This is a genomic window from Pseudomonas sp. MF08831 (assembly GCF_059862645.1).
This window is the reverse complement of the sequence record NZ_JCBCUX010000010.1, coordinates 41,841-66,781: the sequence shown is the minus strand read 5'-3', so window position 1 is coordinate 66,781 and position 24,941 is coordinate 41,841. Positions and strand designations below refer to the sequence as shown.

General features: G+C 60.0%; 10 protein-coding genes and 1 pseudogene. 7 read left to right on the top strand and 4 right to left on the bottom strand.

All coding sequences use genetic code 11. The annotated features are described in order from the left end of the window. The first annotated feature begins 55 nt into the window (after positions 1–55). On the top strand, positions 56–289 hold the full coding sequence (locus AC19YS_RS20540; RefSeq protein ID WP_500602522.1) for a hypothetical protein: 234 nt from the start codon (positions 56–58) through the stop codon (positions 287–289). 111 nt (positions 290–400) lie between these two features. Continuing rightward, positions 401–1,177, top strand: a complete 777-nt coding sequence (locus AC19YS_RS20535) for an ABC transporter substrate-binding protein (RefSeq protein ID WP_106580007.1) — start codon at positions 401–403, stop codon at positions 1,175–1,177. 59 nt (positions 1,178–1,236) lie between these two features. Here AC19YS_RS20535 and AC19YS_RS20530 read toward each other — a convergent pair whose 3' ends face one another. From AC19YS_RS20530 to AC19YS_RS20520, 3 genes are read right to left on the bottom strand one after another with little or no spacing between them, the layout of a single operon-like run. Continuing rightward, on the bottom strand, positions 1,237–1,863 hold the full coding sequence (locus tag AC19YS_RS20530) for a helix-turn-helix transcriptional regulator (protein WP_119735466.1): 627 nt from the start codon (positions 1,861–1,863) through the stop codon (positions 1,237–1,239). Then, the gene (locus AC19YS_RS20525; protein WP_500602520.1) at positions 1,863–2,996 is read right to left on the bottom strand and encodes an NAD(P)/FAD-dependent oxidoreductase; all 1,134 of its coding nucleotides are present in this window, start codon (positions 2,994–2,996) and stop codon (positions 1,863–1,865) included. The genes AC19YS_RS20530 and AC19YS_RS20525 overlap by 1 nt, the downstream gene beginning before the upstream one ends. Before the next feature lie 21 nt (positions 2,997–3,017). Then, positions 3,018–3,965 carry an ornithine cyclodeaminase family protein gene (locus tag AC19YS_RS20520; RefSeq protein ID WP_500602519.1) on the bottom strand — a complete coding sequence of 316 codons (948 nt, stop codon included), beginning with the start codon at positions 3,963–3,965 and terminating at the stop codon, positions 3,018–3,020. 224 nt (positions 3,966–4,189) lie between these two features. On the opposite strand from AC19YS_RS20520, the gene AC19YS_RS20515 reads away from it, so the two are divergent. From AC19YS_RS20515 to AC19YS_RS20500, 4 genes are all read left to right on the top strand, one after another. Next, positions 4,190–5,911, top strand: coding sequence for a ShlB/FhaC/HecB family hemolysin secretion/activation protein (locus AC19YS_RS20515; RefSeq protein ID WP_124417029.1), 1,722 nt, complete (start codon positions 4,190–4,192; stop codon positions 5,909–5,911). 33 nt (positions 5,912–5,944) lie between these two features. Then, on the top strand, positions 5,945–23,374 hold the full coding sequence (locus tag AC19YS_RS20510) for a hemagglutinin repeat-containing protein (protein WP_500602518.1): 17,430 nt from the start codon (positions 5,945–5,947) through the stop codon (positions 23,372–23,374). Continuing rightward, entirely contained in the window at positions 23,374–23,676 is a 303-nt protein-coding gene (locus AC19YS_RS20505; RefSeq protein WP_200625722.1) for a hypothetical protein, read from the top strand. Before AC19YS_RS20510 ends, AC19YS_RS20505 begins: the two co-directional genes overlap by 1 nt. A 212-nt stretch (positions 23,677–23,888) precedes the next feature. Then, positions 23,889–24,134 carry a hypothetical protein gene (locus tag AC19YS_RS20500; protein ID WP_119735460.1) on the top strand — a complete coding sequence of 82 codons (246 nt, stop codon included), beginning with the start codon at positions 23,889–23,891 and terminating at the stop codon, positions 24,132–24,134. Positions 24,135–24,178: 44 nt separating this feature from the next. Here the strand turns inward: AC19YS_RS20500 and AC19YS_RS20495 are convergent. Beyond that, positions 24,179–24,502: pseudogene (locus AC19YS_RS20495) on the bottom strand (DUF6124 family protein). Positions 24,503–24,586: 84 nt separating this feature from the next. Here AC19YS_RS20495 and AC19YS_RS20490 point away from each other — a divergent pair. Beyond that, positions 24,587–24,931 carry an HNH endonuclease gene (locus AC19YS_RS20490; protein ID WP_500602517.1) on the top strand — a complete coding sequence of 115 codons (345 nt, stop codon included), beginning with the start codon at positions 24,587–24,589 and terminating at the stop codon, positions 24,929–24,931. Positions 24,932–24,941 lie beyond the last annotated feature (10 nt).

Genomic DNA, 24,941 nt, shown 5'->3' with positions numbered 1-24,941 from the left:
GAGCAGTTCGTGCGTGTGATCCACACGCAACAGCAGGGTCATAAACCTCTGGTTGATGATGATTTGCGCCACGATCAGCCCGCTGATCAGCGGTGCGTTCACCAGCCAGTACCTGCCAGCCATCCACGTGCCGCATCAGCACATCCAGCAGCGACAGGTCGGACTTGAGAGCCAGATGCAGTGGCAGCGCGCCGCGTTATTGTGCGCGACCCAGGTGCATTTTCATGGGAGGTCTTGTTTAGGAAAGATGGAGGCGAGCGGTTTATTGCCTGAAGGGAAGGCGGATTGACGAGTCATACTTAAAAGTCCAGTATGGAATTATAAGTACAAAAAACGTGCGTCAACGCTGGCTTTATTTCTTCACGCTTGCCAAACCAACAATAACTCGCGAGACCCAATCATGAAGAAACACACACTTATCACCGCCCTGGCCTTCAGCCTGCTCGCTTCCAGCCATGTGCTGGCGGCCGAAAAAACCTTGCGCATCGGCATTGAGGCGGCGTACCCACCGTTCGCTTCCAAGACCCAGGATGGCAAGATCGTCGGGTTCGACTACGACATCGGTAACGCCCTGTGCGCGCAGATGAACGTCAAATGCGTGTGGGTAGAGGGTGAATTCGATGGCCTGATTCCTTCCCTCAAAGTGAAGAAAATCGACATGGCCCTGTCGTCCATGACCATCAATGAAGACCGCAAAAAGTCGGTGGACTTCACCCACAAGTACTATTTCACCTCCTCACGCCTGGTGATGAAGGACGGCGCAACCGTGGATGACCAGTACGCCAGCCTCAAGGGCAAGACCGTCGGGGTGCAGCGCGCCACGACCACCGACCGTTATGCCACCGAGGTCTTCGAGCCCAAGGGCATCAACGTCAAGCGTTACAGCAACAACGAAGAAATCTACATGGACCTGGCGTCGGGGCGCCTCGATGCGATCTTCGCCGACACCATCCCGCTGAGCGACTTTCTGTCGATGCCACGTGGCAAGGGCTATGCCTTTGTCGGCCCTGAACTCAAGGACCCGAAATACGTGGGCGAGGGCGCCGGGATTGCGGTACGCAAAGGCAATACCGAGCTGGTCGGCGAGTTGAACGCGGCCATCGACGGTATCCGCGCCAATGGCGAGTACCAGAAGATTTCACAGCAGTATTTCAAGTCCGACATCTACGGCGACTGACGCCTCAAGCCGGCGTGCCGACTCCTCGCAGGGGCCGGCACGCCGGCTCGTGCGCCGGGTCAGCCCTTCAATTCCTTGAGATGTTTGTAAACCGTCGCCCGTCCCATTCCCAGCACATTCGCCACATAGTTCGACGCGCTCTTGCCCTTGAACGCGCCTTCGGCGTGCAGCGCCAACACCAGCTCGCGCTTGTGGTCGCGTGTCAGCAGATTCAGGCTCAACTGGCGTTCGCGCATCCACGCATGCAGGAAGGTGTTGATCCGTTCCTGCCAGTCATCGCGAAACAGCGAGTCCGGCTGCGGGATCAGCTTGCTCGGCGACAGAAACAGGTCCAGCGCCGCCTTCGCGTTTTCGAACAGCGAGATATTCAGGTTGATGCACAGCACGGCAAGCCGGCGCCCTGTGTGGTCGTGCAGCACGGTGCTCAGGCTGCGGATTTTCTGGCCGTCCCAGTTGAGCTTTTCGTACGGGCCGATGTTCACTTCGCTGACGTCATCGCTGAGCATGTCCTCCAGCGACGAGTCGTCACCGATAGCGCGTTTGGACAGGTTGTTGGCGATGTAATCGACCTTTTGCGTGCGCAAGTCATGCAGCACCACTTCGGCATGAGGGAAGAACAGCGTGGCGATCGCATCGGCGATCGCGCGAAAATTCTGCATGACTTTTTCTTGCTCGGCGGTGTTCATCAATGCGGCTCCAGGCGGACGGGCGAGAGCATACCAGCGTCCAGGCCGAACCGCGTCAGTGCCTCCGGCAACGGGTTGCCGCGCACCAGGGCCGCGCTCGCCTGGCCCATGGCCGGTGACGTCTGGATACCATAGCCACCTTGCGCCGCCACCCAGAACAACCCCGGAACCTGCGGATCGAACCCCGAGAGCAAATCACCGTCGTGGACAAAGCTGCGCAGCCCGGCCCAGGTGCGGGTCGGGCGGCGGATGGTCAGGGTGGTGGCTTCTTCGATCTGGTAAATGCCCATGGCGATGTCCAGCTCCTCAGGCTGCACATCCTGTGGCTCGACCGGGTCGGCGTTGGCCGGTGAACCCAGGAACATCCCGGCGTCGGGTTTCATGTAGAAGGCTTCGTCCAGCGCCACCAGCATCGGCCAGTGGTGGGTGTCCACACCCTCGGGCCCGGCGAAGATAAACGCCGAGCGGCGCTTGGGTTGCAGGCCGATGGACGCCGCGCCGGCCAGCCCGCCGATATGATCAGCCCAGGCGCCGGCGGCGTTGATGATGACTGGGGCGGTGTAGGTCGCGTCCTGGGTGCGCACATGCCACAGGCTGTCGGCGTCACGGCTCAAGCCCAGTACGTGGCTGTCGGTGCGCACGTCGCCGTGGTGGCGACGGATGCCGCGCAAATAGCCTTGGTGCAGGGCGTCGGTGTCGATGTCGCTGGCGGTAGGGTCAAAGATCGCGCCGTGGACTTTTTCCCGCCGCAGGATTGGCAAGCGTGCGCAAGCCTCGTCGGCACTCAGCTGCTCGACTTGCGGCACGGTGGCCTTGGCGCTCAGGTATTGGCTGTTGAGTTCCACCGGGTCGCCATTGAAATCCACGGTCATTTCTCCGCGGGGCGTCAGCAATGGATGTTCGCAAAAGCCAGGCGGCGGGTTGTCGAAAAATTCACGGCTCGCCAGGGTCAGCGCGCGCACTTGCGGGGTGCCATAGGCGGCGGTGTAGAGGGCTGCCGAGCGCCCGGTGGAGTGATAGGCCGGGTGGTTTTCGCGCTCCAGTACCAGCACTTTGCCGTGCTGCGACAGCCAGAAACCGGTAGAGGCGCCAGCAATGCCGCCGCCGATAATGATGAAGTCTGCAGAGTTCATGAACGTCTCCTCAAAAGGCGGTTAGCGCTGGATCTGATACAGGGCATTGGCCAGTGCAATGTCTTCCAGGCCCAGGCCGATGGAGCGGAAAAACACAGGGCGGTCGTAGTCCGGGCGCTGCGCCATGTCGCTGAGCAACTCAGGCAAGTCGCCGACGATGGTGCGCTTGTCCCAACCGTGCCGTTCGCCGGCGATCAGCATTTCGCCGGCCGCGCCTGGGGTGGTCTGGCGATAGTCGCAGAACACGTGCATGTGCTCGAGGCATTCGGGCGGCACTTCATGGGCGCGCGGCGCGTTGGTGCTGATGGAGGTGATCAGCGCAGGTTTGCTCAAGCGTGTCGGGTCGATCACAGGTGTTGCCGAGGAGGTGCAGAGCAGGATGACGTCGGCGTCTTCCAGGGCGGCGTCACAGCTCGTGGCGAGGGTCAGGCGCGGGTCCAGGCCCTTGAGGTGGGCGAGGGTCTCGGCATTCGCGCGGCCAAGGCGTGGCGAATACAAGCTGATGTGCTGCCAGTCGCGCAGGTTCTGCACATAGCGCACGTGCGCCTGCGCGACCTTGCCGCTGCCGATAATCGCCAGGCGCCGCGCGGTTGCCGGTGCCAGCGCGTCCACCGCTAGCGCAGTGGTAGCCGCGGTGCGCGCAGTGGTCAGTTCGGCGGCATCGCAAAGCAACAGAGGCTGGCCGGTGCGCATCGACATCAACAGCGTCCATGCGCTCACCAGCGGCCCTTGCTCGCGCACGATGTAGGGCGAGGTCTTGACCCCGTACACCCCGTCTTCGGCCAGCACGCCCAGGTAGTTGATAAAGTCGCCGGCACCCTGAGGGAACTCCACCAACTGTTGCGCCGGCTGTACCGCAAGCCCTGCGGCCAGGTCGCGGAACAACTTGCGCAGGATGTGAGGCACATCGATTTGCGCAAGTAATTCGTGGGCCTGGGCCTGGTTGATCACGTGAGGCGTGCTGGGCATGGCTATCTCCGCGGATAAACTGATTTGTCCATTATGGACTTATAATTCTGTTGAGCAATATCCGTGTCAAAAAAGCTACAGCGCTGCCTCCCGGTAAGTTGTGATACGCACTGAATCAATGCATCAGGACTGATACAAATGGGTACATTTAATTGACGCCATCATTTCGCCACCCTATTATCGCCGCCGATTAGTGGCTCAGTGCCATATAGAGGGATCTAGACATGTGGCGTTTGGAGCGTCGGACAAGGCTTGGCCTGCTGTCCGCTTTTTTTTGCCTGGGCGTTGCCGGATTAGCACAAGCTGCCCCCCCGCAGGCGACCCCGGGCATCACCGACCTGATTCGCGACCGCCAGGACCGGCTGCTCGAAGACCAGCAGCGGCGCCTCGAAGAACTCAAAGACCTGCCCGGCAAATCCGCCGCGCCTGCAACGCCGACCACGCCCGTGGATACCCGTTGCTTCCCGATCAAAATCATCGAACTCGCCGGCGCCGATGCGCTGTCCGAAGGTGAGCGTGACGCGCTGATCAAGCCCTATATCGGCCAATGCCTGGGCGTGCCGCAGCTTAATGAAGTGCTCAAGGTCATCACCGACCGTTACTTGGCCAGAGGCTTGGTGACCAGCCGTGCCTACCTGCCACAGCAGGACCTTTCCAGCGGCAACCTCAGGATCCAGGTAGTCGAAGGCAAGCTCGAAAGTTTGAAGGGCGTCGAAGGCAGCGGCATCACCGACCGCCAGTTGGCGATGAGCTTCCCAGGCAAGTCCGGCGAGTTACTCAACCTGCGCGAAATCGAGCAGATGGTCGACCAGCTCAACCGCCTGCCGTCGAACCAGGCGCAGATGGAACTGGCGCCGGGCAGGGCCGTGGGTGGTAGCGACGTTCTGGTCAAAAACACTCCGCAGAAACCGTGGCGTGTCGGCTTGTCGCGCCATAACGGCGGCCAGCGCAGCACTGGCGAGCAACAGTGGGGTGCGAGCCTGGATTGGGACAACCCGCTGGGGTTGGCCGACCAACTTTCGCTGCGCGGCGGCCACGATGCGGTGAGCGACCACCAGAAAACTTCACGCAATTCGATGCTCAATTACAGCCTGCCGTTTGGCTGGTGGAACCTCACCTACAGCTACACCGAAAGCGAGTACCGCTCCCAGGCCCAGGCGAATAACTTCACGTTCAAGCAAACCGGCGACAGCCAAAACCACCAACTGCGCCTGGAGCGTGTGATTCATCGTGACGCGCTGAGCAAAACCTCCCTGAGCACTGGCGTGGCCTACCTGCGCACTAACAACTTCATCGAAGACAGCAAGCTGGCGCTGAGCAGCAATCGCCTCAGCGAAGCCCAGTTCGGTATCAACCATGGCCGCCGCATCGGCGGCTCATTCCTGAACATCGACCTGGGCATGCAAGACGGCATCGGCGCCTTCGATGCCCAAGCCAATCATCACCCCAAGCCCGGTCAGGCCGATGCGCGCTACCGCAAATACACCGCCACGGTGAGCTACTTGTACCCATTCCAGCTGTGGGGCGAGTCGCTGAGCTTCAGCAGCTTGATGACCGGCCAGCACAGTGAAGACGTGTTGTTCAGCCCACAACGCATGAGCCTCGGCGGGCAATCGTCGATTCGCGGCTACAAAGACCAGATGCTCGCTGGCGACAGCGGCGGCTACTGGCGCAACGACCTGCGCTGGAGCCGCCCAGTGACCTGGGCCTGGCTGCAGCCGGTGCTCAACGAATACGGCACCAGCCTTGGTTATGACCAGGGCGTGATCAGCCACGGCCGCTACAACGCCGAACAGCATGGGCGCATGAGCAGCAACTCGCTGGAGCTGTTTGCCCGCGGCAAGAACGTCGCGGCGACGGTGACCTTCGCCCACTCTTTGGAACGACCGGCTGCGATCACAGAACGTGAAGCGCCGATCTATTTCCGCCTGGATTTTTTCCTTTAAATTTTTTACCGCCCTCGGGCATCGAGACATGACATGGACGTTCGCCAGTTCGCCTTCCTCGCGCGCCAGCCTTCTGCTGCCGTAAAAAGCCGCTCCCACTTTCTGGGGCTGCCTAAACGTGGGTTAGCGTTGATCCTGGCCAACGCGATGTTCTGGCAGCCGCTGCTGGCCCAGGCCGACGGCATCGTGGTCAGCGCACCGGGCACCACGCTCGGGCAAGCGGGCAATGGCGTGCCCATCGTCAACATCGCCGCGCCAAACGGGAGCGGCCTGTCGCACAACCAATTCCATGACTACAACGTCGGCGCCAACGGTGTCATTCTCAACAACGCCACCGATCGCACCCAGTCCACCCAACTGGGCGGCATCATCGTCGGCAACCCGAACCTGCGCGGCACCGCCGCCAACATCATCCTCAACGAAGTCAACGGCGGCAGCCCCAGCCAACTGCGTGGCTACACCGAAGTGGCGGGGCAGTCGGCCCATGTCATCGTTGCCAACCCGTACGGCATCAGCTGCAACGGTTGCGGCTTTATCAACACCCCACAAGCCACGCTGACCACTGGTAAAGCGGTGATCGAAAACGGCCAGATCAGTCGCTATCAGGTTGACCAAGGCAACGTCGCCATCGAAGGCGCCGGCTTGAACGCCAGCAACGTCGACCAGTTCGAAATCATCACCCGCGCCACCACGATCAACGCGCAGATTCAGGCGAAAAAACTCACCATCGTCGCCGGTCGCAACGACGTCGACGCACGCACCCTCAACGCCACTGCGCGGGCGGCAGATGGCAGCCAGGCGCCAGACCTGGCGATTGACTCCTCGGCGCTCGGCGGCATGTACGTGGGCGCGGTCAAGCTGATCGGCACCGAGGCCGGTGTGGGCGTGCGGCTGTCGGGTGACATGGTTGCCGGCGGCGATATTCAGATTGATGCCGCAGGCAATGTGGTGATGGGCCAGACCTCGGCCGCCGGCGCCGTAAATGTGAAGGCCGCAAGCGTGGCGGCACAGGGATCGGTCTTGGCGGGCAGTGCTTTGAATGTGCAGACCCAAGGCGCACTGATTAACCAAAAAAGTCTGGTTGCGCGTGATCGCGTGCAGTTGCAAAGCGGCGGGGCGTTGACCAATAACGGCATCATCGAAGCTGGCGTTAACGCCGACCAGACACGCAACGCGCAGGGCGACATCCAAATCAGCGCTGGGCAGTTGAATAACAACGGCAAGACCCTCATTGCCAGTCGCGACCTTTCACTGAATGTCGACGGAACGCTGAGCAACCAGGGCGGCACCCTGAGTGCGAAAAACCAGCTCAAGGTCAGCGCCGCAACGTTGGATAACCAGCAACAAGGCCGCGTGCTGAGTGCTGCAAGCATTGAGCTGAATGCCGCTCGACTGCTCAACTCTGAGGTCGGGCTGGTCGCCGGCGACCGCGGGCTGCGCGCTAACGTCGGGCAATTGATCAACCGCAAGGGCGAACTCTCCAGCCAGGCCGACGTCACCTTGCATGTCGATGATCTGGACAACGTCGCTGGCCTGATCTCCTCGGGCCAAGCGCTGCGCTTGAGCGCCGGCGCGACCCTGAATAACCAGGCCGGTCGCCTGGCCGCTGGGCAGCACCTGCAGATCGACGCCGGGCAACTGAACAACAGTCAGTCAGCCGTCGTCAGCAGCCAGGGCAGCCTGGGGCTGAACATTGCCGGCACGCTGGATAACCAGCAGCAGGGCCGCATCGAATCCGGCACTGGCGCACAGATCAATGCCGGCACCTTCAATAACCAACAGAGCGGCGTACTCATCAGTGGTGACGCGCTTGATCTGGTTGCAGGGCCGGTCAATAACAGCCAAGGCGGCTCGATCAGCAGCGCCAAGGCTCTCAATGCCCGCGTCACCAGCCTCGACCAGCATGATCATGGGCGCCTTTACAGTAACAACGACGTCAACCTGGACCTGGGCAATGGCCACCTCGACAACCGCGACAGCGGCTTGATTAACGCGGGCGGCCAGCTGTCGTTCAACAATCTCAATAGCGTCGATAACCGCAGCGGTGAGATTTCCAATACGCATGGTTTTCAACTGACCGCAAACAGCCTGGATAACCGCAGCGGCAAATTGCTCAGTGACCGAGCGCTGGGCCTGCGCATCGCGCAAACCCTGAACAACGGCGCCGGCGTTATTACCGCCAATGGCCTGGAGATTGACGTCGCCAGTTTGATCAACGACCAGGGTGGTCTTTTGCATAGCCGTGATCGGCTGAACGCTCGGGTGAGCGGCGCACTCGTCAACCAAGATGCACGTTTGAGCGCTGACGCTGGCGCGCAGTTGACCGTGGGGAGCCTAGACAACAGCAACGGCGGTCAGCTCTTCAGCCAGGGCGACCTGAGCCTGAACCTCAATCGTGGTCATCTGAACAACCAGGGAGGCTTGATCTACTCGCCGGGGCGGTTGCTGCTGACGCAACTGAGCAGTGTCGATAACCAAGGCGGTGAAATTTCTAGCGTGCAGGCGTTCGTCCTGAGCGCCGATCAACTTAACAACGGCGCCGGCAAGTTGCTCAGCGAGCAAGCGTTGAGTGTGCGCATCGCCCGGGCTCTGGACAACGCCAAAGGCCTGGTAACGGCCAAGACTCTGGAGGTTCAGGCCGGCACGCTGAACAACCAATCCGGCCGTTTCGCTGCGGTAGACGACCTCAACCTGCACGTCGATGCCGAACTGGATAACCGCGCGGGCAAGTTGCTCGGCAAGCAACTCGTATTAGGGCTTGGCGCGCTGAATAACGATCAGGGCCAGGTGCAGGCTGGATCGACGCTTGCGCTTCACACGCAGGGTGCAATCAGCAATCAGGCCGGTACGTTGGCCGCCGGGCAAAGCGTGACCCTCGACAGCGCCAGTCTGGATAACCGTCGCGGCAACTTGAACAGCGACGCGTCACTGACCGCGCGTATTGCCGGGAACATGCTCAACCAGGCGGGGCTCTTCAGCGCCGGTGCTGACCTGCAATTGACTGTCGCCAACCTGGACAACTCCCTCAAAGGTCGGATTTCCGCCCAGCAACTGCACATTTCGGGTCAGACAGTGGACAACAGTGCGGGGGGCAACCTGGCTGCCAAAAGCCAGCTGGGTTTGGCGCTTGGCGGTCAGTTGAATAACACGCAAGGCTCGATCGTCAGTGATGGGCGCCTGGTTATTGATGCCTCTGCTGTGGCCAATGATGCCGCCGCGCTGTCCAGCATCGATACCCTGCAGATCACCAGTAGCACGTTGAGTAACCAGGGCGGGCGCGTAAGCAGCGGCACGCAGTTGGGGATGACGCTGACGGCGCTGGATAACAGCCGCGCGGGGCATATCTCCAGCCAGGCCGATGTGAGCCTGAACCTGCAAGGCGGTCACCTCAATAACCAGGGTGGCTTGATCAGCGCGCCTGGGCAGTTGCTGCTCAAGCAACTCGGTACCGTGGATAACCAGGGCGGCGAAATCTCCAGTGCGCACGCTTTTGAGCTGGCGGCAACGGCCCTGAACACCACGGGCGGCAAGCTGCTCAGCGAGCAAGCCCTGGTCTTGCGTATCGCCCAGGCGCTAGACAACACCCGCGGCCTGATTGCCGCCGCCGCCGTGCACGTCAACAGCGCCAGCCTGGACAACCAGGACGGCAAATTGAGCGCTGCCACTGACTTGAACCTCAGCATCGAGGGCGTGCTGGGTAACCGCCATGGTGAACTGCTCGGCCAGCGCTCGACGGTCAACGTGGCAGCACTGGATAACACTCAGGGTCGTCTCCAGGGCGACAACCAGTTGACCTTGACCGGCCAGGGCGCCATCACCAACACCCAAGGTACCTTGGCTGCCGGGCAGGTGTTGACGGTGAATGCCGCCAGCCTCGACAACGGCGCCGGCAAGCTCACCAGTGAAGGCGCCTTGACGGTGCAGGTTTCGGCCAACGTGCTCAACCAGGCCGGGCTGTTCGCGGCCGGCGACGGTTTGCAGCTCAATGCTGCCAGCCTGGACAACCAGGCCAAAGGCCGCATCACCAGCAAAGGTGATGCGCAGCTGCGTGTGGGCAAACTGGATAACCGCGAGGGCAGCATTACCTCGGTTGGCCAACTGCAGGTTCAGGGCGACGCGTTGGATAACCGCCAGGGCGGGTTGCTCAATTCGGGCAAGGCCATGAACGTGACCGTCGATAAGGTAGACAACCGTGGCGGTGAAGTGTCCAGCGTGACCGAGTTGACGTTGGCAGGGCATGACCTGGACAACAGTAACGGCGGTCGTGTGCTGGCTAACGGCGCACTCCAACTGACGCTCGACAGGCTGAACAACCAGCTTAAGGGCCTGATTTCAGGGCAACAGGACGTCAGCCTCAAGGCCGGCAACCTGGACAACAGTGCTCAAGGTAACCTCTACGCCAAGCGCAACCTTGACGTGAACCTGGCCGAGCACGCCGACAACAACCAAGGTGTGATTCGCAGCGATGCGGGGGTGCAACTGCGCACTGCCATCCTGGGCAACAACGGCGGGCGTATCAGCAGCGGCGGGGCGCTGTTACTAAGCACCCAGGGTGAAATCACTAACCAGAACGGTGAAGTGCTCAGTGCCGGCACCGCGACCGTGAACGGCGCCAGTGTCGACAACAGCCAAGGGCACATCATCGCTGACGGCGCATTGCAACTCACAACGGGTGTGCTGCTCAACCAGCACCAAGGCCGTGTCACCAGCGCCGATCGCCTCAACCTCAAAGCGACCAGCGTCGACAACCGTTTCGAAGGCCGTATCGCCAGTGGCCAAGCGCTCGCCGCCAGTGTGACCAGCCTCGACCAACGCGGTGGCGGCGAGCTTTACAGCAACAGTGAACTGACGCTGGACATGCAGCATGGGCTGTTGGACAACGCCGATGGCTTTATCAATGCACCGGGGATGTTGCTGCTCAAGAACCTCAAAGACGTCGACAACCGCAACGGTGAGGTCTCGAGCACACACGCCTTCACCTTGACCGCCGACACCTTGGATAACAGCGGCGGCAACCTGCTCAGCGACCAGGCATTGACCCTTAAAGTCGAACACGCCCTGCTCAACGTCAAAGGCTTGATTTCAGCGGCTGGAGTTGGGCTTGAAGCCTTGCGCCTGGATAACCGCGAAGGCAGCGTCAGCAGCACCTTGGACACGCGCGTGGCCGTCCAGCAAGATCTGCTGAACGACCAGGGCGAGATTATCAGCGCAGGGCACACCCAGCTGGGTGCAGCCAGCTTGAGCAACACCAAGGGGCAAGTGCTTGGTGATGTGAGCCTGGGCCTCAAGGTCAAGGGCGCAGTGAACAACCAGGGCGGCACAGTGGGTGCCGGCACGTTGTTGGACGTGCACGCCGCCAGCCTGGATAACCGCCAGGGCGGGCAACTGGTCAGCAATGGTCAACTGAACGCAACCGTTGACGGGTTACTGGACAACCAAGCCAAGGGCCAGGTGTTGGCCAAGGGCACCATGGAACTGCACACCGGCCAGCTGGACAACCGCGAAGGGCGGCTGATCGGCCAGGACCTGCTGACGTTGCACAGCGCTAATGTCGACAACCGCAGCGGCGTGGTCCTCGCGCAAAAAGACCTGCAACTCAATGTGGCTGAGTTGGACAACCAGAAAGGTTTGCTCAGCAGCAAGGCGGCCTTGGTGTCCGCCGGGCAACAGTTGCGTAACCAGAACGGCCTGATCAGTGCCGTGGGGCCGCTGCGGCTGACCGCCGCTAACGTGCAAAACGCGGCGGGCCGTATCGCCAGCCAGAACGACCTGCAGGCCACTGTTGGCGTGCTGGCTCAACAAGGCGGTGAGTTGGTTGCCCTGGGTGAGCTGAACTTGAGCGGTACCTCGCTGGACAATCGCGACGGCGGCTTGGTAGGTGCTACAAAAGCGCTGAATCTGAAGGTCGACGCCGTTGATAACCGCGCCGGCGAAATTTCCAGCCAGAGCAGCATCGACTTCAAGGGCCAGCGCCTGGATAACAGCGGCGGCAAACTCGTCGCCGGTACGGCGCTGGAACTGGCCGTGGCCCAGGTGATTAACCAGGCCCAAGGGCTGGTGTTTGCCCGCGATAACCACTTCAACGGCGCGCGCCTGGACAACAGCCATGGCACCTTCTCCGGCCAGCAATCCCTGAACATTGCGCTGGCAGCCATTCCCGGCACCGAACTGAACGGGCAGTTGGACAACCAGCAGGGCCAGATCAGCAGCGAAGGCACGCTGCAACTGACCAGCGCCAACCTCAACAACGCAGGCGGCGCAGTGTCTTCGGCCGCTGCGCTGACGCTGGAGGTCGGCGGTGCTGTCGCCAACCAAGGCGGCATTCTGGAAACCGATGCCAGCCTCAACCTCACCAGTGTCAGCCTCGATAACGGCCCCAAAGGCTTGCTCAACAGTCGCGGCGCGCTGACGCTGACCACCGGCGCCTTGAACAATAGTGGCCGTATCACCAGTGCCGACCGCCTGGACGTCTCGGCCGCCCAACTGAACAACAGCGGGCGTATCGCCAGTGAAAACAACCTCACGGCCACAGTGACCGGGCTGGACCAGCAGGGTGGCGAACTGTTCAGCAAAACCGGGCTCGACCTTGACCTCAATCACGGCCAGTTGACCAACGTCGCCGGCCTGATCAATAGCCCGCTGTTGATGCTCAAAAACCTGGCGGATGTAAACAACAGCCAGCTCGGCGAGATCTCCAGCCAACAAGCGTTCACCCTGGCGGCTCGCAACTTGAATAACGCCACCGGCAAGCTGATCAGCAATCAGGGCCTCACGCTGCAGGTGAAAGAGGCGTTAGGCAACGCCCACGGGACCATCAGCGCAGCCTCGATCAACGCGCGTGCCGCCAGTCTGGACAACAGCGATGGCCTGCTCAGCAGCCACGGGGCAATGGACATCGCCGCCGACCAGGCGATCAACAACCAGCGCGGTACGCTGATCGCCGACGGCGCGTTGCTGCTGTCTTCCGCGCGGCTCGACAACCGTGCCGGTGATGTGACGGGCAAGGCCGCGGTAACGGCCACGATCGACCAAGTCGATAACCGTGGCGGTCAACTTATCAGCACCACCGAGCTGGCGTTGCAGGGCACGTCCCTGGACAACCGCAAAGGCCTGGCAGGCGCCGAAAAAGCGCTGAAACTGCAGGTCGGCAATGTCAATAACCGTGGCGGCGAGCTGTCCACGAATGGCGACCTGGGCTTCACCGGACAAACCCTGGATAACAGCGACAGCGGTCGTGTGCTGGCCGGGCAAGCCTTGAGCCTGACCGTGGCGAAACTGCTCAACGGCAACGACGGCCAGCTCAATGCCCAGCGGCTGATGCTCACGGCGCAGGACCTGGACAACAGCAACGGCAAGTTGCTTGCCCAGCAACTTTTGCAACTGGAACTCAACGGCGAGCTCAATAACAGCCAGGGCGTGCTCAGCAGTGAAGGGCGCCTGAATGTCAACGCCGCCAACCTGATCAACCGCCAAGGCCGTATTTCCAGCGCTCAAGCGTTGGAGCTGGACCTGGCAGGCGCGGTGGATAACCAAGACGGCCAGTTGGTGACCGACAGTACGTTGCAGCTGCGCAGCGCCAGCCTGGACAACCAGAAAGGTGTGGTCAGTGGCAAAGGGGCGGTCTCGGTAACTACCGGTGCGCTGGACAATACCAACGCTCGCCTCAACAGCGGCGACACCTTGAACCTGAAGGCTGGCCTGTTGAACAACGCCGCTGGCAGCATCGGCAGTGCCCAGGCCCTGACGGCCAGCGTCGATGGCCTTGACCAGCAGGGCGGCAAGCTGTTCAGCAATACACGCCTGACACTGGACCTGAACAACGGGCAGTTGAACAACCAGCAAGGCCTGATCAACGCGAACGGGCCGCTGGTGCTCAATCGTCTCAATAGCGTGAACAACCAAGGCGGTGAAATCTCCAGCGGCCAGGCGTTCGACCTGCTGGCGCGCAACCTGGACAACAGCCATGGCCGGCTGCTCAGTAACCAAGGCCTGGCCTTGCGTATCGACCAGGTACTCACCAACGTCAAGGGGTTGGTTGCAGGTGCGAGCCTGAGTGCCAATGCAGCCTCTGTTGATAACAGCGGCGGCACGCTCACCAGCCGTGGCGACCTCGAATTGACCAGCACCGGTCTGCTGAATAACCGGCAACAAGGCCTGATCAACGCCGCACAAACACTGACGGTGAACAGCGGCGACCTCAATAACCAGGGCGGCAGCTTGCTCGGCACCCGCGCCTTGACGCTCAATGCCCAGGCCCTGGACAACAGCGCCAAAGGCCTGATCAACAGCCAGGGCAGCCTTGTGCTGAATGCCCAGGCGCTGGACGCCAGTGACGGTGGCGAGGTGTCGGCCAAGGGTGATATCGACCTCAACCTCAGCGCATTGGCACTGCGCAGCGGCAGGCTGATCAGTGATCAGCGCCTGACCGTGGACCTGGCCAATGGTGACCTGGACAACCGTCAAGGCCTGATCCTCGCCAAGGGACCTTTGACCTTGAAGCGTCTGCGCGACGCGCAAAACCAGGGCGGCGAGATCTCCAGCCAAAGTGCCCTGAGCCTGAGCGGGCGTAGCCTTGACAACAGCGCCGGCACACTCATCAGCCAACAAGTACTGAGCCTGAATGCCGACGCTGTGGTCAATCGCGCTGGCCTGATATCGGGTTGGCAGGGGCTGAATATTGCCGGCGCCAGCCTGGACAACCGCACTGGCGGCACGCTCTCCAGCCGCAACGGCGACCTCGACCTGCGCCTCAGTGGTGGCTTGCTCAACAGCGGCGCAGGCGTACTGGTCAGCCAGGGACGCTTGGGTGTCAGCGCGGCCAGCCTGGACAACAGTGACAAAGGCATTATTTCCAGCGGCGCGCAGCAGACCCTGAATGTGATCGGTTTGCTGAGCAACGCCCAAGGCGGCTTGATCGACAGCGGCTCAACACTGGACCTGAGCGCGGCCAACCTCGACAACAGCGCCGGCAGTATCACGGCAATGCGCAACCTGAACGTCTTGGGTGGCAACCTGATCAACACCGGCGGCTCGCTGATGGGCAACGACCACCTGGTGCTCGACCTGCAAGGTAACCTGGGCAACGTCAACGGCAAGATCGCCGGCACCGGGGCGCTGGTGCTCAAGCAGGCTGTCGAGGTGGATAACCGTGGCGGCCAACTCGCCAGCCAAGGGCGCCTGTCACTGGCCATGGGCGGCCTGAACAACAGCCAAGGCGGCACGGTCGCCGCCAAAGGCCCACTGGCGATTGATGCCAGCGCTATGGTGCAAAACAACGCCGATGGTTTGATTTACAGCCAAGAGGGCGACCTGCAGATCAAAGCCTTCGGCCTGAGCAACGCGCAAGGCAAGCTGCAGGGGCAAAACGGGTTGCGTGTCGAGGTCAATGGCGAACTCGATAACCAAGCCGGCCACCTCATCAGCCAGACCGGTGACGTGCAGCTCAAAGCCGGTAATTTCGACAACCGTGGTGGTGTGCTGGCTGCCCTCAAGGGTGATATCGACGCTGGCGTGGTCGGTGTGATGCGTAATGGTTATGACCAGAGCAGCAGCCGCAAGGGCGGTTTGATCCAGGGTGAGCGTCTTCTGCTCACTGCTGGCCAGCTCGACAACCAGGGCGGCCACATTGCGGCGCAGTCGGGTGACGCGCTGCTGACCCTCGCCACCCTGAATAACCAGCAAGGCGCGCTGTATGCCAAGGGTCTGATGCGGGTCCAGGGTGACAACCTCGACAACAGCAACGGGCAGATCGCCGGGGACCAGATAGCACTGGGCCTCACGGGCCAACTGACTAACCAGAATGGCCTGATCGAAAGCACCAACGCCCTGACGGTGGCGGCCAATGCCATCGACAACCAGGGCGGCAAGCTACGCGCGCTGGGCCGCACGGGCGCCACGCAATTCCAGATCGGCAGCCTGTTCGATAACCGCAACGGCGCCGTAGAAACCGCCAACCAGGACCTGATCCTGGCCGCTGCCAGCTTCCAGAACAGCGGCGGGCAATTGCTGCACATGGGTGAGGGCAATTTCGATATTTCCCTGCCCAATGTCACCGGTGCCGGCGGCACCATTGTCACCCGTGGCGGCCTGACCTTGAACGCGGATACCTGGACCAACACCAGCGTCATCCAGGCCGGGCGTTTGAACGTCAATGTCAATAACTTTACCCAGACCGAAACCGGGCAGCTATTGGCCTCCACGCACTTGGAAGGCAAGGGCGGCAGCTGGGTCAATAACGGGTTGATTGCCAGTGACGGCAGCTTGAAGCTCGATTTGGCGGGCGCTTACTCGGGCAATGGCAAAGTCACCAGCCAAGGCACCCTCAACCTGCACGCGGGCCAGTTGGACCTGAGTAACAGCGCGAAGATAACCAGCGGCGGCGATGCGGTGATCAACGTTGATGGCCAGCTCAATAACCGTGGGCGCCTGACCTCTGCGGCCACTCTCAACCTCGCGGCAAGTGGCCTGAACAACTATGGGACCCTGGGCGCAGCGCAAAAGGTAACGCTGACCAGCGCGACCCTGCTCAACGATCATGGCTTGCTGTTCAGCGGCAACGACATGGCGATGTACAGCGACTCGATCACCAATCAATACGGCGACATCTACAGCCTTGGGCGCCTGGACGTTGCCGGCCGTGACGGCGTGAGCAAAGCCGCCCGCCTGGAGAACGTCTCCGGCAGCATCCAGTCCAGCGGGGATATGTCGCTGAAGGTGGCCAACCTGACTAACCGTCGGGATGTGTTCCAGACCAAAGAAATCCCGGGCAGTGGCGGCTCGCTCGGCACCATTTGCTGGGACTGCAGTGGTGGCAGTTTTGTCGTCGACTTCGTCGGCACCGAGAATTATCAAAGTGAGCTGCTGAACACCTCGGCTGCCTCGACTATCCAGTCGAACGGGCGAATGGACATCGCCGCAAACAACGTGCTCAACGAATACAGCACCCTGGCTGCCGGCACGGACATGAATATCACGGCGGACACACTCACCAACAAAGGTGCGACGTCCGGCTCCGGCACGCGCACCCGTACCTGGAGGTTGACCGCGTCCAACGGTACTTACTGGCGTTTCAAACGCAGCGTCGTAGACCCGTACAACGCGCAGGGCGGCCCTAAAAGCTTGCCGGTCGGTGCGTTGTCGGCTTTCCCACTGGTTTCCGACACCCTGGTATCGACCGCCGGGGCGTCACTGGCGCCGGCGATCATCCAGGCCGGTGGTGCGGTGAACATCACCGCCACCAAGACCTTGATCAACAGCAGTGAGACACCATTCACAGCCTTGACCGAACGCGCCGCGCGCCACGAAGACACCGCTATCAGCACCGGCCCGGCAACGGTGGTGGTGCAACTCGCTGCGCAACTGCCGCCTGACCTTGCCAAACAGCAAGTCAACCCGCTGACACTGCGTGAGTTCAGCCTGCCGACCGGTACCCACGGCCTGTTCCACCTCAGTACCCAAGCGGTCGACGGCACCCAGGCGGTACAGGCCAACACGGGCCCGCAAGGCTGGACCATGGGCGGCGCCAGCCTCGGCCTGGCGCAACGCAATGACGCGCAACCAGCACCGACGACGCGTACCTTCGATTTGACCCAAGTCGATCAACAGAGCGCCGCGACTCGCCAATTGGGCTCGACAGCACGCCAGGTCAGTGGCGTCACCGCCAGCGCCACGGCGTTTGACGTCTCTGCGGTCACCGATGTGGACAACGGCGGCGTCTGGACGCCTGGCCAGATCACCACCGGTGAGATCGCTCGTGGGGATGGCATCAACAACCAAAATCCGTCCGCAGGTTCGACCCTGCCTACGGTCAAGGTCAGCGGGCCTGGTGACCAGCCAAATCTGGCGCTGACTGAGCGCGATACGCGCATACAGGTCACTACACCCGGCGACCTCGCGCGCCCCACAGTGAACATTCCCGGTGTCACCCCGGTGATGCCAGGCATCCAGCCGGTAGCCGGCACGCCCAATACACAAAGCCAAGGCAATCGCCCAACACAAGTAGCCACGGTGGTCGCTAAACCACTCGACGCAGGCGCGCAAACCACCTCGGTCGCCAGCCAGACCGTCAGCCGTGTGCAAGGCTTTACGCCCACCGGGCCGGTGTCCCAGCCGCACAAATACCTGGTCGAAACCAACCCGGTGCTCACCGACCTGAAACAGTTCATGAGCTCGGATTACCTGCTGGCGGGCCTGGGTTACAACCCGGATGAAAGTGCCAAACGCCTGGGCGACGGGCTCTATGAACAACACTTGATCCAGCAAGCCGTGCAAGCGCGTACGGGGCAGCGTTTTATCGACGGCCAGAACACCGACGAAAAACTGTTCAAGTACTTGATGGATAACGCCATCAGCAGCAAGCAACAGCTGAACCTGGCCGTGGGCGTGTCGTTGACCTCGCAGCAGGTTGCCGCCCTGACGCACGACATCGTCTGGCTCGAAGAGCATTCAGTGAACGGTGAGAAAGTGTTGGTGCCGGTGCTTTACATGGCCCAGGCCGATAACCGTCTTGCGCCGAACGGTGCCCTGATCGCCGGTAACGACCTGAACCTGATCGCCGGGGAGAACCTGGAGAACGCCGGCACCCTGCGCGCTACCAACAACCTTTCAGCCAAAGCCGGCAACGACCTGACCAACAGTGGCGTGATCGAAGCCGGTAATCGTCTGGACCTGCTGGCCGGCAACAACATCGTCAATAAATCCGGCGGTATCATTGCCGGGCGCGACGTCACGCTCACGGCCCTCAAGGGTGATGTGATCAACGAACGCGCCGTGACCAGCACCGGTAGCGGTACCGCGACGCGTCGCGACTACCTCGACAGCGTGTCACGCATCGAGGCTGCCAATGACCTGACCCTGAATGCCGGGCGCGACGTGGCCAACACCGGTGGTGTGTTGCAAAGCGGGCGCGACACCCTCATCACCGCCGGGCGCGATGTGCATATTGATGCGGTTGAGCAGCGCGATGGCTTCAACATGGGCAGCCGCCTGCGCACCGAAACCGTGACACAAAACGGTGCCAGCGTAGAAGCCGGCCGTGACCTGACAGTCTCGGCAGGCCGCGATTTCAGCGCCATCGCCAGCCGCATCGACGCCAAGCGCGACCTGAGCATTACGGCCACTGAAAACCTCAGCGTTTCCTCGGCTGCCGATGAGCAGCATTCCTCCAGCAAGTCCAAGAAAGTCACACAGTCCAAAGACCACATCAGCCAAGTCTCCAGCGTGCTGACCGCCGGCGGCGACGTGTCGTTAAATGCTGGCAAGGACCTGGAACTGACCGCCAGCCGAATTGCCGGTGGCGGCAACGTCGCCCTGGAGGCACAGCGCGATGTGAGCATCCTCTCGGTACTCGACGAAGACGCTTCGTTCTACTCGAAAAAGAGCAAAGGCTCGTTCGGTCGCAGCAAAAGCGAACAACGTGAAAGCTACGACAGCACCAACGTCGCCTCCGTCGTCGAAGCCGGCAAAGACCTGACCATCAATGCCAGCAAAAAAGCCGATGGCGGCATGAACATCGAAGGCGGGCGCGACGTCACCGTGATCGGCAGCCAATTGAAAGCCGGCGGCGACATGCTGCTGGGCGCCACGGGCGATATCGCCGTGCTGTCGGGTGTCGAGGAGCACGGTTCCTACAGCAAGAAGACCAAGTCCGGGTTCCTCGGGCTTTCGAAAAGCGGCAAGAGCCAGCTGAAAACCACCGCCAGCCAGGTCGGCAGCGAGTTGGAGGCCGGCAATGACGTGGTGGTGGCTGCGGGTAATGACGTGCGGTTGCGGGCGAGTGAGATCAGTGCTGAGAACGACACTGAACTGCGCGCCGGGCTGGTGAACAGCACCGGCGACATTAACCTGGTTTCTGCGAATGACACGGCTTACACCCGAAGTGAACAGTATAAGAAAAAGGTTGGCCTCTCTTCTTCTGGTGGGTTCATCTCCATTTCCTCGGCCAAGGAGTCGGGCAGACAAGCGCAAAGCAGCACAAGCGTTGGTAGCCAAGTGTCCGCCGACCGCGATGCAAGTTTGAAGGCTGAACGCGATATCAATTTGGTGGGTAGCGGTATCAGTGCCGGGCGCAACGTCAGCCTGGATGCCGGACGGGATGTCAATGTAGTCGCGGCACAGAACGCCAAAGCGGAACAGGGCTGGTCGAAGGCCAAACAAGTTGGCATTGGCGTATCCAGTGATGCCAACGGTGTCAGCTTCTTTGCCGGTGCCGACAGCAGCAGGGAAAAGAACCGCTTGGAACAACAGACCGCTGCCGCCAGCCAGATTAATGCCGGGCAGGACCTGACGGTCAAGGCAGTACGTGATATCAATCAAGTCGGTTCAGACTTGAGCGCCGACAAAGACATAAGCCTGACGGCAGGTCGAGATATTCGCATCGATGCTGCACAGGAAACTCAGTTGACCGAGCTGCAGCGCCAAACCGAGCGCAATGGTTTGGGTGTCACCCTCAACCACAACTACGGCCGAACCAAAGACGCCGTAAGCGGTGCGGGAAAAGGCGAAGACGGCGTCAGTAAAGGCTCAAGCGCGCTCAAGGGCGTCGATGCCGTTAGCCAGTTCGTGTCGGGGCCGACGGCCGATGTCAAGTTCGGCAATAGCAAGCAGAGCAGCGGTCTGGAGACCATCGAACAGACCAACCGGTCTTCGACGCTCAATGCGGGTAATGATCTGAACATTGCTGCCAACAATGATGTGGTGGTCAAGGGCGGGCAACTGCAAGCGGGGCGTGACATCAATGTAAAAGGTCACGACATTGTTCTTGATGTAGCCAAGGGGAGCGTCAGCCAGGAAAGCACCCAGAGCCAGAGTTGGGGGGGGATTCATGGTGGAACTAGCGGTGGCTTCAAAATCGGTATCGGTGGCAGTTACGGTGTGGCCACCGAAGACGGGGAACATGGTACATCCAGCACCACTAAGGTTGCGGCAGGACGGGACGTCCATCTGGACGCCGCCCACGATTTGAGCCTGGTGGGAACTCAGGTCAAGGCCGACCGGGACATCGAACTCAAGGCAGGCAACGACCTCAACATCACCTCGGCACAAAACAAGAGGAGCAGCGACAGCAATCGACACAATGGTGGCGGTGAAGCCGGACTGGTGTTCGGTTCTGAAGGTGTCGGCGTCTATGTCAGCGTCAGCATGGGCAAGGGCAACCTTGAGCGCGAGGGTGAGCGCCAGCAAGACGCTTACCTTTATGCCGGCAATCAATTGGGCTTCAACAGCGGCAATGACACCAATATCAATGGCGCCACGTTGCGCGGCGACGAGGTGGTTGGCCGTGTGGGCGGAGATCTCAACGTTTCGTCCGTTGCCGATACCGGTAAGGTCAAGGGCAAAGAGTTCGACATCAGCATCACCGCGACCATTGGCCCGGGTGCCGGGATCAGCGGCTCGGTCGGCTACGGTCAGACAACTGGAAAAACCAACTGGGTTGAACAGCAAACCAGCATTACCGGCAAAAACAAGGTCGACATCCGGACTCAAGACCACACCCAACTCGATGGAGCACTGATTGCGGCCGACAACGGCAACCTCAAGTTGGATACCGGCACGCTAGGTTTCAGCGATATCTCTGGAGAAGACAAGGAGCGCGGTTTTTACCTGAATGTCGGCGGCAGCTACACCGCAGGTAAAGGCGGCACGACCCAGGACGGCAGTCAGGTCGGTAAAGGCACGGAAGGAGAGAGCGGTTGGAGTGTCAACGGCTGGAAGTATGACAAAGAGCGCGAGCAGGCCGTACGGGCGACCGTAGGGGCCGGTGAGATTGTTGTGCGTCGGGATGCGACGACCGGCAATGACTCCACGTCGGGACTGAATCGGGACGTGGGCAAGGCGTATGAAATTACCAAGGACAAGGAGTCTCGAACCGATCTGTATGTCACCAAATCTTCTCTAGAGGCCGTGGCCGATCCGTCCGGTACGGTACAGGCTTGGAAAACCGGAATAGAGAACTATGCGGGCAGCACTGAAAAAGCATACGAGTCGGCTCTTTCTTTAATCAACGGGCCGATTCAGGCCACCGCACAGGCCTGGACCAATATCCAGGCTCAGCGTGTTTCTCTTGACGAAGTGCCCGCCGAGGCAAGAGCCCAGTTGGGTGATGACATTGCGTTGAGCATTGCCAAGAACCTGGTGCGCAATGGTAGGGACGCTCGTGACATCGAAAAACTAAAGCCTGAGGACGTGGCCGCAATCCTCAACTTTGCAAAGCGAGTCGCAGAGTTCTCTGACAAACAAGAAGCCTGCAACGCTTCGGGTGGCTGCACCTCAGGTGACGGGAGTCAGCAAGACCCTGTGTACAGCCACTATCGTGATCAGGGCAGCAACAACTGGGCCACAGGGCTCAAAGGTCTGACCCCGAATTCGCCGGGTGGCAAATTGCTCGCGCAGACGGAACAGCTGCAACACTTTATGGATCAATTGCCAGTCGAACAGGCTCAACTTTTGGCCATGGGAGTCCAGGCCGTGATGGGGCCTGCGAAAATGGCAGTAGGCCTGGCAGGGAATGTCCTGATCAACAAACTGTTTGGCGACAAAATCGAGGCGGCAAAAGACGCGCTGGCAAAATCCATCGCGAGTGAGCTGAGTGGTAAGAGCAAAGACAGCTTGGAGAAGAGCGATAATACATTCAAAAAGCTGCACGAAAATGGAGCGAGTGACCAGAAGGGCGATATCTATGTCCAGGGTGCCTCCACACTCCTGAACATCGCTTTGGGGACGACGGCAAAAGCCACTGTTGCGGTGGCTGGCAAGATCAGTGGAGTCATTGGGGGCCGCGAGACTACAAAGGTCAGCGAGCCGATGACCATTGATTCGAAGTTTGGAGAGCCGTCAGGGAAGGGATGGATGGAGCCTGGCCCTGGCAAGCCGACGCCTGTTTCGGGTGAGGGGCCCAAACCGGTCGGCGGCGGTCACTCTACCGGTTCGAGCCATCCGGACCTGCCTGTTGTAAAGGTGAACACCAGCAATTCCGTCAAAGGCTCACCTGAGTACGAAATACTCAACAACCCTAGTGCCCGAAGCCCTAATACACGCTACCAGGTTGATAACGGCGATTCGTTCACCACCAACAGCAAAGGGTTCGTGGAAGAGCTGACGTTCACGCCAAGCAATACCAAGGTTCCTCGAGATTCGAGGCAGACGGCGGCAGGCAAGGAAGGGCGGGATACTGATGTGGGTGGGCATGCCAAAGCGTGTAGCCAAGGTGGAACGTGTGATGGTTATAATCTGTTCCCGCAGGACCAGAATTTCAATAATTCGGCGTACAAGGTTTTTTATGAGAATAAAATCAGGGCGGCGTTGAATGATCCTAGTAAGACGGTAGGGCCGACGACGATAAAGTTTTATCGTGAGGATCCGCGGTCGCCACGTCCTGATAACATGGAAGTGACCTATACGATAAATGGGAAGACCGAAAAAGTTTTCTTTGAAAATGAGGCCCATAAGATTCCGGAGGTTATATAGTGATTACTCAAGACCTACAGTTAGTGAAGCAGATTTTTGAGTTGCTAGATGCTGGCATCGTGGAGGGCTACGACTCTTTCTGTTATGAGGTAGTAGTAAGCATGGGGTATATGGAAACTGTTCTTACTGTCGAGAAGGAAGGGGTTCGGGTGACGGATGCAGAAACGGATTACAATGGCGCAATCCTCTATCGTTTGGTGAAGGAATTGAGGGAGTGCGCCACCCGACGTGGTGAAACTTGGAATTCATTTGTGATGACTTATACGCGTGGTGGAGAAGTTAAAACCAAGTTCAACGTTTGATTGATAAAAAGCCTTATATCAAAAATATCCGTGAAAGCGGACGAGAAAGGGCGAGGTTATCTATTTGGCTTTGCTCGGTTATTCAGGCGGTGAAAGCCCGTGCTGTCATTATCCAGGTGTTGCGGTAGAAAAGGGGACAGATTTATTTGATTTTTTGGTTGCGTTCGACTAAATAAATTTACCCCTTTTTTCTATGCATCTAAGTGGTGTTTATGGATATCTTGAGCAAAGAGTGCATTGCCAGCGTCACGCTGTTTGATGTGAGGGTGTCGGAGGGCGAACTGATGGTGTTTGCCGACTGCATGAGAATTGTGATGGAGCACTACACCGATTCTCAGATTGCCGAGATGACCGTGTGTGAATCTAAGCAAGAGCTGTCTTACTTTCTTTCCGGGGTGACGGATGTCGTGAGAGAGATGGAGAGGCAGGAATATTTGCCTGATCGGTTCAAATCCTAGCGTGTGCGCGAGAGGGCAATACCCAAGTAAAGTTTAACGTGGACTCATGTGGGAGCAGGCAAGCCAGCCCCCACAGTTTTTGCCGTGTTCAGGCACTCAATAGAGCGGTCCACGGTGGTCTTGGCCATTTCCAGCAAATGCCACACAGCCAGAATCTTCGCCCGCTCGGGGCTAGGCAGCAGCTCACTGCAATTGAGTGTTGTGGCCGAAGCGCTGTCGAGCAAGCTTTAGGTGTAGAGCAGGGCGTCTTCGAAGCTGAGGTCTTCGATTTGAACACCTTGTGTGGGCAGGTAATGATCGATGGCGCGGTTGAAGGCGGCGCGGTCTTTAATGGTGTTGCGGGGTGGATCGGGGACGACTTTTTTCATGGTGTAACTCCACATGGTTGGAGCTGACACCCGTCGCGACTAAACGTTGGGTGGCGGCTGTACGCAGGTTAGTCGACCGGTCACATGGAAAACCGGCGCACCCGAAGGTGCCCTACGCACAGGCACCATAAAACTTCATGGAGGACCATGGGAGAAATAGGGGTCAGACCACGGTTTTGTAAAGGTAATCAAGATTGCTCTTCGAAACATGTGAATGGTGGTCTGACCCCTATTTCTTTCGTGTACTGTCGTAAAGAAGGAACTGGAACTCAAGTTGATCATGCGATTCCAAAGGCTAGAGGGGGAGACGCTACACTGGAAAATGCTCAGATGGCGTGCCCACACTGCAACGCGTCAAAAGGCGCACGAGACTTTCCTGTCAATCCCCCGCCAGGGTATCGTGGTGAATGGCCTCCTTCCCACTGGTAAATGAGTAGAG

Bases quoted from the DNA above. Each gene is read 5' to 3' on its own strand.
- AC19YS_RS20540 (WP_500602522.1), top strand. From the start codon at position 56: ATGATGATTTGCGCCACGATCAGCCCGCTGATCAGCGGTGCGTTCACC.
- AC19YS_RS20535 (WP_106580007.1), top strand. From the start codon at position 401: ATGAAGAAACACACACTTATCACCGCCCTGGCCTTCAGCCTGCTCGCT.
- AC19YS_RS20530 (WP_119735466.1), bottom strand. From the start codon at position 1,863: ATGAACACCGCCGAGCAAGAAAAAGTCATGCAGAATTTTCGCGCGATC.
- AC19YS_RS20525 (WP_500602520.1), bottom strand. From the start codon at position 2,996: ATGAACTCTGCAGACTTCATCATTATCGGCGGCGGCATTGCTGGCGCC.
- AC19YS_RS20520 (WP_500602519.1), bottom strand. From the start codon at position 3,965: ATGCCCAGCACGCCTCACGTGATCAACCAGGCCCAGGCCCACGAATTA.
- AC19YS_RS20515 (WP_124417029.1), top strand. From the start codon at position 4,190: ATGTGGCGTTTGGAGCGTCGGACAAGGCTTGGCCTGCTGTCCGCTTTT.
- AC19YS_RS20510 (WP_500602518.1), top strand. From the start codon at position 5,945: ATGGACGTTCGCCAGTTCGCCTTCCTCGCGCGCCAGCCTTCTGCTGCC.
- AC19YS_RS20500 (WP_119735460.1), top strand. From the start codon at position 23,889: ATGGATATCTTGAGCAAAGAGTGCATTGCCAGCGTCACGCTGTTTGAT.
- AC19YS_RS20490 (WP_500602517.1), top strand. From the start codon at position 24,587: ATGGAAAACCGGCGCACCCGAAGGTGCCCTACGCACAGGCACCATAAA.